At 68.7% G+C, this 12,405-nt stretch carries 13 protein-coding genes; 11 read left to right on the top strand and 2 right to left on the bottom strand.

Going from position 1 to position 12,405, the window contains the following annotated elements:
* Window position 1 precedes the first annotated feature (1 nt).
* The 10 genes from fliJ to MUU77_RS08425 all read left to right on the top strand — a co-directional run bounded on the left by fliJ (window position 2) and on the right by MUU77_RS08425 (window position 7,179).
* Complete coding sequence (fliJ, locus tag MUU77_RS08470; protein WP_162111039.1) at window positions 2-454, top strand: flagellar export protein FliJ; 453 nt, start codon at window positions 2-4, stop codon at window positions 452-454.
* Window positions 454-1,710 (top strand): flagellar hook-length control protein FliK, encoded by a 1,257-nt coding sequence (locus tag MUU77_RS18555; protein WP_345779066.1) that lies wholly within the window; start codon window positions 454-456, stop codon window positions 1,708-1,710. The genes fliJ and MUU77_RS18555 overlap by 1 nt, the downstream gene beginning before the upstream one ends.
* A gap of 208 nt (window positions 1,711-1,918) precedes the next feature.
* Complete coding sequence (locus MUU77_RS08460) at window positions 1,919-2,476, top strand: flagellar basal body-associated FliL family protein (protein ID WP_245094345.1); 558 nt, start codon at window positions 1,919-1,921, stop codon at window positions 2,474-2,476.
* Window positions 2,477-2,491: 15 nt separating this feature from the next.
* Entirely contained in the window at window positions 2,492-3,532 is a 1,041-nt protein-coding gene (gene fliM / locus MUU77_RS08455; protein ID WP_245093743.1) for a flagellar motor switch protein FliM, read from the top strand.
* Window positions 3,529-3,861 carry a flagellar motor switch protein FliN gene (fliN, locus tag MUU77_RS08450; RefSeq protein ID WP_345779065.1) on the top strand — a complete coding sequence of 111 codons (333 nt, stop codon included), beginning with the start codon at window positions 3,529-3,531 and terminating at the stop codon, window positions 3,859-3,861. Before fliM ends, fliN begins: the two co-directional genes overlap by 4 nt.
* Before the next feature lie 16 nt (window positions 3,862-3,877).
* Window positions 3,878-4,264 (top strand): flagellar biosynthetic protein FliO, encoded by a 387-nt coding sequence (gene fliO, locus MUU77_RS08445; protein ID WP_245094341.1) that lies wholly within the window; start codon window positions 3,878-3,880, stop codon window positions 4,262-4,264.
* Between the two features lies 1 nt (window position 4,265).
* Window positions 4,266-5,078 carry a flagellar type III secretion system pore protein FliP gene (gene fliP, locus MUU77_RS08440; protein WP_245093741.1) on the top strand — a complete coding sequence of 271 codons (813 nt, stop codon included), beginning with the start codon at window positions 4,266-4,268 and terminating at the stop codon, window positions 5,076-5,078.
* A 124-nt stretch (window positions 5,079-5,202) separates the two neighbouring features.
* Window positions 5,203-5,472 carry a flagellar biosynthetic protein FliQ gene (locus MUU77_RS08435; protein ID WP_245093739.1) on the top strand — a complete coding sequence of 90 codons (270 nt, stop codon included), beginning with the start codon at window positions 5,203-5,205 and terminating at the stop codon, window positions 5,470-5,472.
* 111 nt (window positions 5,473-5,583) lie between these two features.
* The gene (gene fliR / locus MUU77_RS08430) at window positions 5,584-6,375 is read left to right on the top strand and encodes a flagellar biosynthetic protein FliR (RefSeq protein WP_245093737.1); all 792 of its coding nucleotides are present in this window, start codon (window positions 5,584-5,586) and stop codon (window positions 6,373-6,375) included.
* A gap of 213 nt (window positions 6,376-6,588) precedes the next feature.
* Window positions 6,589-7,179: a TetR/AcrR family transcriptional regulator gene (locus MUU77_RS08425; protein ID WP_245093735.1), complete on the top strand. Its 591-nt coding sequence runs from the start codon at window positions 6,589-6,591 to the stop codon at window positions 7,177-7,179.
* A gap of 87 nt (window positions 7,180-7,266) precedes the next feature.
* Here the strand turns inward: MUU77_RS08425 and MUU77_RS08420 are convergent, their stop codons facing one another.
* Window positions 7,267-7,911: a hypothetical protein gene (locus MUU77_RS08420; protein ID WP_245093733.1), complete on the bottom strand. Its 645-nt coding sequence runs from the start codon at window positions 7,909-7,911 to the stop codon at window positions 7,267-7,269.
* Window positions 7,912-8,150: 239 nt separating this feature from the next.
* On the opposite strand from MUU77_RS08420, the gene MUU77_RS08415 reads away from it, so the two are divergent.
* Complete coding sequence (locus MUU77_RS08415) at window positions 8,151-9,134, top strand: GGDEF domain-containing protein (RefSeq protein ID WP_245093731.1); 984 nt, start codon at window positions 8,151-8,153, stop codon at window positions 9,132-9,134.
* A gap of 105 nt (window positions 9,135-9,239) precedes the next feature.
* On the opposite strand, the gene MUU77_RS08410 is transcribed toward MUU77_RS08415, so the two are convergent.
* Window positions 9,240-12,398 carry a CusA/CzcA family heavy metal efflux RND transporter gene (locus tag MUU77_RS08410; protein ID WP_245094339.1) on the bottom strand — a complete coding sequence of 1,053 codons (3,159 nt, stop codon included), beginning with the start codon at window positions 12,396-12,398 and terminating at the stop codon, window positions 9,240-9,242.
* Window positions 12,399-12,405: the final 7 nt, after the last annotated feature.

Below are 12,405 nucleotides of genomic sequence, written 5' to 3'. Positions count from 1 at the left end.
CATGATCCAGTCCCGCCGAATCGACCCCCTGCTGCGCCGCGCGCAGGAACACGAGGATTCCGTCGCCCGCGACCTGGCCGAGCGCCAGCGCACCCTGGCCCAGCACGAATCCAGGCTGGAAGAATTGCGCCAGTACGCCGAGGACTACGCCAACAGCCAGATGGCGGCCACCAGCCCGGCGCAGTTGGCGAACCGCCGCGCCTTCCTCGAGCGCATCGACCAGGCCCTCAAGCAGCAGTTGCAGAACGTCGACCGCAGCCGCGCCAGCGTCGACATCGAACGCGACCGCCTGCTGCTGGCCAGCCGCGACAAGCAGGTGCTGGAACAGCTGGCCGCCAGCTATCGCGTGCAGGAGCGGCAGATCGTGGACCGGCGCGACCAGCGCGAAATGGACGACCTGGGCGCGCGCCGCGCGCGCCTGGCCGCCGCCGCACGGGAAAGCGAGGACGCCTGATGCCCGCGCCGACCTCCCCCCTGTCGTTCGCCCCCCCGGCGTCCGCGCCCGCGACGACGCCGGGCAACCCCACGATGTCCGGCGACGATGGCGCGACGACGAAGAAGCCCGCGTTCGACGAGATGGTTCGCCGCCCCGCCAGGCGCGACGACGCATCGCACGCGCAGACCTCGCGCGCCGGCGAGGCGAAGGACCGTGTCGCGCAGCGTCCGGACGGGGCCGCCGGCCGCCAGGACCACGCTGCGCCCGCATCCCCCACGAAGGACACCTCCGAGGATGCGCTCGCCGCGCTCACCGCGCCCACCGTGCCGCCGATCCTGATGGAACTGGCGTCGATCCAGACACCGCCTCCCGCAGATGCGACAGCGACAGCGACGGCAGCGGTGCCGGCCGATCCACTGGGCAACCCCCTGCTCGCGGGCGCCGCGCCCATGGCCAGCACGCCCGTTCCCGCCGATGCCCTGCTGGCCGGCGCCCGTGCGGTGATGCCGGCTGCACTGCCGGCCACGCCCACGGCCGACGTGGCCGTCGGCATCCCGCCCGACACCGCGGCCGACAGCACAACACCCGTGCCTGCCGGCACCGCGACGACGTCGCAGCCGCCCGCTTCTGCGGCGACCGATGCCAAGGCGCCGCTGCAGAACCTGCTGTCCTTCGCCGCGCACCTGGCCACGGGCCAGGTGGCCGCGGCCGTGCCCGATGCGATCAACCTGGGCCGCGACCTTGTCGATGCCTTCCGCAGCGAGGAGGGCGATGCACCCGCGCCGGCCGGCAACCTGCTGGCCGGCGTCGGCGCCTCGAACGCACCGCTCGGCCTGTCGCGCACCGAAACCGTCAACGCGATGGAAGCGCCCAGTGCCGACCTGCAGGGCGGCCACTTCGACGACGACATCGGCGATGCCGTGCGCTGGATGGCCGACCAGAAGATCGGCCATGCGCACATCAAGGTGACCCCGAACGACCTGGGCACGGTGGAGGTCCGCCTGCGCCTGGAAGGCGACCGCGTGCACGCCGACTTCACCAGCGCCCAGGCCGAGGTGCGCCAGGCGCTGGAAAACAGCCTGCCCCGCCTGCGCGACATGCTGGGCCAGCACGGCTTCCAGCTCGCCCATGCCGACGTCGGCCAGCAGCATGCGCCACCGTCGCAGGGTGGCGCCTCGCCACACGGCGACACCCCCGCCGATACCGAAGCCGCCGCCGAAACGCCCCGCACCGTCCGCATGACCATGCGCGGGCTGGTGGACGCCTACGCCTGACCGACCTGACCTCTCCTGTGGGAGCGACGCAAGTCGCGACCGCACGTCATGGCGGTCCTGAAAGATCGTTCACACAGGGATGGCCGCGTGGTCCGGCGCTCATGGCACCGAGTTTCCGCGGTCGCGACTCACGTCGCTCCTGCAGAAAGCACGTCCGTCAAAACCCCGTCGAACGCCCGCCCCCATCGCGGCACGCCGCTTGCATCCCCTGGACCGACCCCTCAGGAGATCCAGCGCCGTGGCAGCCGCCGACAAGACCGCAAGCAAATCCAAGGCCGACAAGGGCGACAAGCCCAAGGGCGGCAAGTCGCTGCTGACCATCGGCCTGGTGGCCCTGGTCGCGGCCGGCGCCGCCGGCGGTGGCGCGTGGTACTTCGCCAGCCACGCAGGCAAGGACGTGAAACCCGATGCCCCCAAGGCCAAGAGCCCCGGCGAAGTCCCCGCCCCGGCGCAGTACTTCGCGCTGGAACCACCCTTCGTCGTCAACCTGGTGGGCGAGACCGGCGGCGCCCGCTACCTGCAGGTCGAAGTGCAGCTGATGACCCGCGACCCGGAAGCGCTGAAGGCCATCGAACTGCATGCGCCCGCCATCCGCGCACGCCTGCTGATGCTGTTCGCCCAGCAGGACGCCGCCAGCCTGATGTCCCGCGAGGGCAAGGAACGCCTGCAGAACGCCGCCCTGGGCGAAGTGAAGGCCCTGCTGGTGGCCGAGACCGGCAAGCCCTCCGCCGACTCGCTGCTGTTCACCAGCTTCGTGATGCAGTGACGGACGCCCGCCGCCATGATGACCAGTGACCTGCTGTCGCAAGACGAGATCGATGCCCTGCTCAACGGCGTGGACTCCGGTGCGATCGAGACCGAGGAGCCGCCGCACGATCCCGCGGTCGCGCGCACCTACGATTTCGCCAGCCAGGACCGCATCGTGCGCGGCCGGCTGCCGACGCTGGAGATGATCAACGAGCGCTTCGTGCGCACCTGGCGGATCGGCCTGTTCAACCTGCTGCGCCGCTCGGCCGAACTGTCGGTGCGGGGCATCGAGACCGTCAAGTTCAGCGAATACCTGCACTCGCTGTACGTGCCCACCAACCTCAACCTGATCAAGTTCAAGCCGCTGCGCGGCGTGGGCCTGATCGTGTTCGAACCGAAGCTGGTGTTCACCATGGTGGACAACTTCTTCGGCGGCGACGGCCGCTATCCGGCCAAGATCGAAGGGCGCGAGTTCACCGCCACCGAGATGCGGGTGATCCAGCTGCTGCTCAAGCAGACCTTCGCCGACCTGGTCGACGCATGGGCGCCGGTGATGCCGGTGGATTTCGAATACATCACCAGCGAGGTCAATCCGCATTTCGCCAACATCGTCAGCCCCCGCGAATACGTGGTGGTCAGCCGCTTCCACGTGGAGCTGGACGGCGGTGGCGGCGACCTGCACGTCACCCTGCCCTATTCCATGCTGGAACCGATCCGCGAACTGCTGGACGCCGGCATCCAGTCCGACCGCGTGCACGACGACGACAGCTTCCGCGTCACCCTGCACGAACAGCTGCGCGGCGCCGAGGTCACCGTCTCCAGCGTGCTGGCGCACAGGCAGCTCAGCCTGCGCCAGCTCACCGGCCTGAAGGTCGGCGACATCCTGCCGATCGACCTGCCGAAGGTGGTGCCGGTCTGCGTCGAACAGGTGCCGGTGTTCACCGGCGAGTTCGGCATTTCCAACGGCGTGAACGCCGTGAAGATCACCGCCAAGCATCCTCCCGGTGGCCACCACGCCGCCGCCGCGCCACGCCACGCCCTGACTCCCGTCGCCTTCCAGGAGGCCACTCAATGATCCCCGAGACCGAAGACAGCCTTGCCACCCTCGACGAACCCTCGTCCGGGCCGCACGCCGCCGAACCCGACATGAGCCTGGACGTCATCCTCGACGTGCCGGTGACGCTGTCGCTGGAAGTGGGCCGCACCCGCATGCCCATCCGCAACCTGCTGCAGCTCAACCAGGGCTCGGTGGTGGAACTGGAGCGCGGCGCCGGCGAACCGCTGGATGTGTTCGTCAACGGCACGCTGATCGCGCATGGCGAGGTGGTGGTGGTGAACGACCGCTTCGGCGTGCGCCTGACCGACGTGGTCAGCCCCAGCGAACGCATCCGCCGCCTGCGCTGAGTCCCTGCCCATGCACATCCCCGCCCTGCTCGCCGCCGCCGCGGCACCGGCCCAGAAGATCGGCCAGCATGCGCCCTCCACGCCGGGCATCGGCGGTGCGCTGTTCGGCCTGCTGCTGGTGCTGGGCCTGATCCTGGGCCTGGCCTGGCTGCTCAAGCGCATGCCCGGTGCGGGCCTGGGCATCCGCCCCAGCGAGCAGCTGCGGGTGGTGTCCCTGCTGTCGGTCGGCGCCAAGGAACGCGTGATGGTGATCGAGGTGGGCAAGCAACAGTTGCTGATCGGTGTGACCGCCGGCGGCATCACCGCGCTGCACACGCTGCCCGAACCGCTGGTGGTCGCGCCCGCGCCGGCCCTGCCCAACTTCGCCGAACTGCTGGCCAAGCGCCTGCGCAAAGAGTCCTGAGATGCGTCGCCTGATCCTTTCCCTGCTCTGCCTGCTGTGGCTTGCCGCGCCGATGCTGGCGCTGGCGCAGACCGCGCCGGCCACCGCCCAGGCCGCACCCGCCGCCACGCCCGCCGCGCCTGCAGCCCCGTCCGCCCCCACCCTGCCGACCCTGCCCAAGGTCAACGTGGGCCAGGTCGGCGACAACACCGTCAGCCTGCCGTTGCAGACGCTGCTGCTGATGACGGCCATCACGCTGATCCCGTCCGCGCTGCTGGCGATGACGGCGTTCACCCGCATCATCATCGTGCTGGGCCTGTTGCGGCAGGCACTGGGCACGGGCCAGACGCCGTCCAACCAGGTGCTGGTGGGCCTGGCGCTGTTCCTGACCATGCTGGTGATGATGCCCGTGGGCGAAAAGGCGTGGGCGCAGGGCATGGCGCCGTACCTCAACGGCCAGATCGATTTCGCCACCGCCTGGACGATGACCACCGGCCCGCTGCGCGATTTCATGCTGGCCCAGGTGCGCGAAACCGACCTGATGACCTTCGCCGGCCTGGCCGGCCACGGCAGCTACGCCAGCCCGGCGGACGTGCCCTTCCCCATCGTGGTGGCCTCGTTCATCACCAGCGAACTGAAGACCGCCTTCGAGATCGGCTTCCTGATCTTCATCCCGTTCGTGATCATCGACCTGGTGGTGGCCAGCGTGCTGATGTCGATGGGCATGATGATGCTCTCGCCCATGCTGGTATCGGCCCCCTTCAAGATCCTGCTGTTCGTGCTGGTCGACGGCTGGGTGCTGATCGTCGGTTCGCTGGCGGCCAGCTTCAATTGAGAGCGGGGAGTGAGTGGAGAGGAGTGAGGAGTGAGCGAACGCCACCTCCGATTGCCCCCCTTTCTCCTGCGCTGCTGTTGCTTCTCCTCACTCCTCACTCCTCTCCACTCACTCCTCTAGTCCCATGAGTCCCGAAACCGCCCTTACCGAACTGCGCGACGGCCTGGAGATCGCCCTCTGGGTCGCAGGCCCGCTGCTGCTGGTCGTACTGATCGTCGGCGTGGTGGTCGGCGTGATCCAGGCCGCCACCCAGCTCAACGAGCCCACCATCGCCTTCGTGGCCAAGGCCATCGCACTGACCGCGGCCCTGTTCGCCACCGGCAGCTACCTGCTGGGCGTGCTGGTGGAGTACACGACGACGCTGTTCCAGCGCTTGCCGCATTTGATCGGGTGAAGGGAGGAGTGCGTGGAGAGGAGTGAGGAGTGAGCGAAAGCCCCTCGGACATGCCCCATCCCGCTCCTGCCCCTACTCACACCTCACTCCTCTCCACTCACTTCTCGCTCCATGGACACAGCCACCCAGATGGTGATCGACGGCCAGCAGGCCTTCGGGATGATCAATGCCATCCTGTGGACCATGCTGCGCACCGGTGCGCTGCTGATGGCCGCGCCGCTGATCGGGACGCGCGCGGTGTCGGTGCGCGTGCGGGTGATCATCGCCGGTGCGCTGGCGATGGCACTGGCGCCGCTGCTGCCGGGCACGCCGGACCGGATCGCCTTCGACGCCAGCACCGTGCTCAACGTGGCGCGTGAACTTGCCGTCGGCGCCAGCATGGGCTTCATGCTGCGGCTGGCCTTCGAAGCCGGCGCGATGGCGGGCGAACTGATCTCCCAGGGCACCGGCCTGGCGTTCGCGCAGATGTCCGATCCACTGCGCGGCGTGAACTCGGGCGTCGTCGGCCAGTGGTTCTACCTGGCGTTCGGCCTGCTGTTCTTCACCGCCAATGGCCATCTGGCGCTGGTTTCCCTGCTGGTGGACAGCTACCGGTCGCTGCCCATCGGTACAGCGCTGCCCGACGTGCAGCAGATGCTGGAGGTCGCCCCGATGCTGTTCGGCCATGTCCTGCGCGCGGCGGTCGGGCTGGCCCTGCCGGTGATGGTGGCGATGCTGGCGGTGAACCTGGCCTTCGGCGTGCTGGGACGCGCCGCGCCCGCGCTCAACCCGATCCAGCTGGGCCTGCCCACGGCCCTGCTGCTGGGCCTGTTCCTGCTGGCGCTGCTGGCCGGCGAACTGGGGCCGCCGGTACAACGGGTTTTCGATCTGTCGTTTGATGCAGCGCGGCAACTCACCCTGTGACGAAAGTACGGTTACTCTTGCAAGGCGTGGTTACGCTACATTTCACGTATCCAAGTGCGCGCTTCACAGGGGGCCTGCGGCACGGGTTCCACTAAATGCATGAATTTGTGCAGAATGTCGTAGAGGGAACCACCACATACGCCGGCGCACGGAAGGGACACAGGTCCAGACCGATGCAGGGGGAGGTCCGTCCCCGCGATCAGGAGAGCGCACGTGAACCACAGTCCGACCCATAAACGACGCACCAGCCAGGAAACCCGGGAAGCCGTGCTGGCCGCCGCCCGCCGTCTGTTCTTCACCAAGGGGTTCGACCAGACCACGCTGATGGACCTGGGCGAAGAGACCGGTCTGAGCGCGCGTGGGGTCATCCTGCATTTCGAGACCAAGGCCGACATCATCGCCACCCTGCTGATCCGCGATTACACCGCGCGGCGGGCGCCGATGGTGGAACGTCCCCAGGGATCGACCCATGCCCAGCGCATCCTCGACTTCTATTTCTGGATGGCCCGCGAGGACGCGGCCAACTTCATCGCGTTCCCCGCGTTGTGGAGCGTGTCGGCGCGGTGGTCTCCCGCCGTCGAGGCGGAAATGAATGCCGCGCTGCGGCGCATGCGCGAACCCGTGCGCCAGGAACTGAGCCGCGGCATGGCCGCCGGCGAGTTCCGCGGCGTGGATATCCAGCATGCGGACGACATGATCTGGCAGAGCTACCAGCACGGTCTGCGCGCCGTGTCGGTCAATGGCGGCATGCCGGCGATGGCGGTCCCGCAGGTGTTCAAGACGCTGGAAGCGCTGTCGGCCTGAGGCCGCTAAGCAAGAGGCAGTACGCGCAAGCACAAACGGAAACGGCCTCCATCGGGAGGCCGTTCTGCATTCCGGCGGCGGTAAGACTCAGTCGCGTCCGTTGCCTTTTCCGTTGCCCTTGCCGCTGTTGCCTTTGCTGCTGTTGCCGGGACCCTTGCCGCTGTTGCCCTGGCCATGGCCCGCAGGATGCGGCTTGGCCGAACCCGCCTGGGCAGGCTTGCCCCCGCTCTTGCCCTGGCCCGGGCCGTGCTTGGACCAGTCCACGCTGACACGCTGGTCGATCCGGATGGGGTAACCCCAGCGGTCGTACGTGCCCACGGCGCCATTCTTCAGCGCATGGAATTCGCGCGAGCCGGGCTTGATGCCCATCTGCTTGGCCAGGTTGCCCCAGCCCACGCCGGGATTGCGCTCGTAGCGGTGCACCACGTCCAGGCAGGGGATCCCGAGTGCGCGCGCGATGGCGCAGGCGAAGTACACGTCGGCCGGCGCCCAGCCGCGGCGATCCAGCAGGTCCAGCACCAGCGAGCGCGGCGCGCCGTAGTAGCCGGTCATTTCCGAAACGAAGGGATCGCGGTAGCGGCGCCCGTAGTCGTTGATTTCGCCCAGACGCGTATCCACCCAGACATCGCCGGTGCGGATGTTGTAACCCACGGTCTGCGCCTGCAGCGGCATCGACGACGCGACCGCCCAGCCCAGCGACGCGACCATGACAGCGGTTTTCATTGCTTTCATGTCCTTCCTCCTCGAACGTGTGGGCGCAGTCTTCGCAGGCCCGGCTGAACAGGCAGTGACATCGTAGTCCGAAGCTCAGCCGCAGGCGGAACCACCGCCCGCGCATGCCTTGCCAAGCGTGATCATCGTCACTCCCCACTCCGGCCAAGCGCCTACACTGCGCGGCGCAGCCCTTTCCTCTCACTTGTCCATTGAGCCGCGAGAACCCCGAACCCCATCGCCCGCATCCGGCCCTTTCCATGAAGCCGAAACGCCGAGACTTCCGCCTGGACATCATCGTCCTGCTGGGCTCCACCGCGGCGGCGACCATCGCCTCCTTCGGTGTGTACCGGCTGTGGGCCGGCGAGTGGACCCGGGCGTGGTTCGACCTGGCTGTCGTGGCCGCGGTGACGGCACCGGTGATCCATGCCTGGCGCGGGGGCGACAGCCTGCGCGCCGGCAACGTGCTGGCGGCGCTCAACTCGGCGGCCAGCTTCGGCGCCTGCCTGCTGCTGGGACATACCGCGCTCACCTGGACCTACCTGGTGCTGCTGACCAACTTCTTCATCGCGCACCGCTGGACGGCGGTGGTCTGCAACGCCCTGCTGATCGTGGGCATGCAACTGATCCCCGGCTTCTTCCACGATGGCGTGCATGCCGCATCGGTGTTCGTAAGCGCCAGCCTGATCACCGTGTTCTCGCTGATCTTCGCCGCCCGCACGCAGGACGACCGCGTGCAGCTGGAACGCCTTGCCGCGATGGATGCGCTGACCGGCGTGCCGAACCGGCGCAGCATGGAACGCGTCCTGGCCGATGCGGTGGCGCGCTTCCAGCGCGGCGAACGCCGCTTCGGCCTGGTCGTGCTGGACCTGGACCATTTCAAGGACGTCAACGACCAGTACGGGCATGCGGCCGGTGATGCGGCCATCGCCGACCTCGCCTCGATCCTGCGCTTCGAGATGCGGCGCAACGACCAGGTGTTCCGCTTCGGCGGGGAGGAATTCGTGGCCCTGCTGGAACTGGACAGCACGGAAGACCTGGAAGCGGCGACAGAGCGCCTGCGCAAGGCCGTCCGCGGCTCGCTGCGCGGCCCGGGCGGCCGCATCACCATCTCGCTGGGCGCGGCGATGTTGCGCGAACAGGAAAAGACCTGGCACGACTGGTTCTCGCGCGCGGACGCCGCGCTCTACCGCGCAAAGTCGGCCGGCCGCGACAGCTACGTGATCGCGGACGACCTGTTCTAGGGGCGAGGAACGAGTGATGAGGAACGAGTGATGAGGAGTGAGGAGTGAGGAGTGAGCGATGCCCTCCTCTTCTCCCGCCTTCTCTCACTTCTCACTCCTCTCCACTCACTCCTCGCTCCCATGCCACCACCGGTACAGCACCGGCAGCACCAGCAAGGTCAGCAGCGTGGACGACACGATGCCGCCGATCACCACGGTGGCCAGCGGGCGCTGCACTTCCGAACCCGCGCCCACGTTGAGCGCCATCGGCAGGAAGCCCAGCGAGGCCACCAGCGCCGTCATCAGCACCGGACGCAAGCGCCCCAGCGCACCGTCGACGACGGCCGTGTCCAGACCCACGCCCTGCTCGCGCAGCTTGCGGATGAAGGCGATCATCACCAGGCCGTTGAGCACTGCCACGCCCGAGAGCGCGATGAAGCCCACGCCCGCCGAGATCGACATGGGGATGCCGCGCAACGCCAGCGCCACCACGCCGCCGGTCAGTGCCAGCGGCACGCCGGTGAAGACGATGGCGGCATCCCGCCACGAGCCGAACGCCCAGAACAGCAACGCGAAGATGATGGCCAGGGTGACCGGCACCACGATGCCAAGCCGTTCGCCGGCGGAGATGAGCTGCTCGAACGTGCCGCCATAGTCCACCCAATAGCCGGTGGGCACCTCGACGTCGGCCTGGATGCGCTGCTGCAGCTCGGCGACGAATCCGCCCAGATCGCGACCGCGCACATTGGCCGTCACCACGACGCGGCGCTTGCCGTTCTCCCGGTTCACCTGGTTCGGGCCCAACGTGGTCGCGATCGTGGCGACCTCGCGCAAGGGCACCGTTGCGGGCGCGCCGGAATCCCAGCCCGGCGTGCGGGTGGACTCGTCCAGGTTGCCGCCGCGCCCCAGCGGAATCGGCAGGTCATGCAGTGCAGCCGGGTCCTGACGCAACGCTTCCGGCAGGCGCACGACGATGTCGAAGCGCCGGTCGCCTTCGAACAGCTGTCCGGCCACCTCGCCACCGACCGCGGTGGCGACGGTGTGCTGCACGTCGCCGGGATTCAGGCCATAGCGGATCAGCGCCTGGCGGTCCGGCGTGATGGTCAGCAGCGGCAGGCCCGTGGCCTGCTCCAGCCGCACGTCGGCGGCGCCGTCCACCGCCTTCGCCACCGCCTCCACCTGTTCGCCGACCCTGACCAGCGTGTCCAGGTCGTCGCCGTAGACCTTGATCGCCACATCCGCGCGCACGCCGGAGATCAGCTCGTTCATGCGCATCTGGATGGGCTGGGTGAACTCGTAGTTGTTGCCGGGGATGTCCTTCACCGCGGCCTCGATCTGTGCCACCAGCGCCGCCTTGGTCTTGCGCGGATCGGGCCATGCGTCCCGGGGCTTGAGCATGATGAAGGTGTCGGCGACCGAAGGCGGCATGGGATCGGTCGCCACTTCGGCGGTGCCGAGCTTGCCGAACACGCGGTGCACCTCGGGGAACTGCTTGATCCGCGCCTCCAGCGTGGATTGCATGTGCACGGCCTGGTCCAGGCTGGTGCCGGGAATGCGCAGGGCGTGCATCGCGATGTCGCCCTCGTCCAGGCTGGGCACGAACTCCGAGCCCAGGCGCGTGGCCAGCAGCCCGCACAGCACCACCGTCGCCAACGCGCCGGCGACCACCGGCGCGCGCCGGCGCAGGGCCCAGGCCAGGGCCGGCGCGTACGCGCGACGCGCCCCCCGCATCAGGCGCGTGTCCTTCTCCTGCACCTTGCCGCGCAGGAACAGGGCGATGGCGGCGGGCACGAACGTCAGCGACAGCACCATCGCGCCGGTCAGGGCCAACACCACCGTGATCGCCATCGGGTGGAACATCTTTCCCTCCACGCCGGTGAGCGCGAAGATCGGCAGGTAGACCGCGGTGATGATGCCCAGGCCGAACAGGCTGGGGCGGATGACCTCCGCCGTCGCCGTCGCCGTCGCGTCCAGGCGCTCCTCCTGGGTCAGCGCGCGTCCCAGCGCGTGCTGCAGTTCGCCGAAGCGTCGCAGGCAGTTCTCGATGATGATGACGGCGCCGTCCACGATCAGGCCGAAGTCCAGCGCGCCCAGACTCATCAGGTTGCCGGACACGCCGCCACGGACCATGCCGGTCAGCGTGAACAGCATCGCCAGCGGGATCACCGCGGCGGTGATGAGCGCGGCGCGCACGTTGCCCAGCAACAGGAACAGCACCGCGATGACCAGCAGCGCGCCTTCCACCAGGTTCTTCGCCACCGTGCCGATGGTGCGGTCGACCAGCGAGGTGCGGTCGTACACCGGCACCGCGCGCACGCCGGTGGGCAGGCTGCGGTTGGCCTCGGCCAGACGCGCCGCCGTCGCCTGCGCGACCTCGCGGCTGTTGGCGCCGATCAGCATGAAGGTGGTGCCCAGCACGACTTCGCGGCCGTCCATCGTCGCCGCGCCCGTACGCAGTTCCGGTCCCTCGCCCACCTGCGCCACGTCGCGCACGCGGATCGGCACGCCGTCGCGCCGGTCCAGCACGATGTCGCGGATGCCCTCCAGGCCGGCCACCTGCCCGGGCGCGCGCACGAGGAACTGCTGGCCGTTGCGCTCGATGTAACCCGCGCCGACGTTCTGGTTGTTGCTCGCCACCGCGGTGACCACGTCGTGCAGGGTGAAGCCCAGCGCGACCAGCCGTGCCGGATCCGGGGTGATGTGGATCTGGCGCGCGAAGCCGCCGATGGTGTTCACCTCGGTCACGCCCGGCACGTTGCGCAGCTGCGGGCGCACCACCCAGTCCTGCAACGTGCGCAGGTCGGTGGCGGTGTACGGCGAGCCGTCCACTTTGCGCGCATTGTCCTGCGCCTCCACGGTGTACATGAAGATCTCGCCCATGCCCGTGGCGATGGGGCCCATTTCCGGTTCCAGTCCGTCCGGCAGCTGCGACTTCACCTGCTGCAGGCGCTCGGCGACCTGCTGGCGCGCGAAGTACAGGTCGGTGCCGTCCTTGAACACCACGGTCACCTGCGACAGGCCGTAGCGCGAGATCGATCGCGTGTAGTCCAGTCCGGGTAGGCCCGCCAGCACCGTCTCGATCGGGAAGGTCACCCGTTGTTCGGCTTCCAGTGGCGAGTAACCGTCCACCTGCGTATTGACCTGCACCTGCACGTTGGTGATGTCGGGCGTGACGTCGATCGGCAGCCGGCTGAAACTCCAGCTGCCGACGGCGATCAGCGCGACCGTCAGCGCCAGCATCAGCCAGCGGTGCGCGATGGCCAGGCGCAGGATGCGTTCCAGCATCCCCCGC

This window comes from Pseudoxanthomonas sp. F37 (genome assembly GCF_022965755.1).
Taxonomy (GTDB): Bacteria; Pseudomonadota; Gammaproteobacteria; order Xanthomonadales; family Xanthomonadaceae; genus Pseudoxanthomonas_A.
Note: the sequence above shows the minus strand (reverse complement) of the source record. Positions and strands in the feature narration are given on the sequence as shown.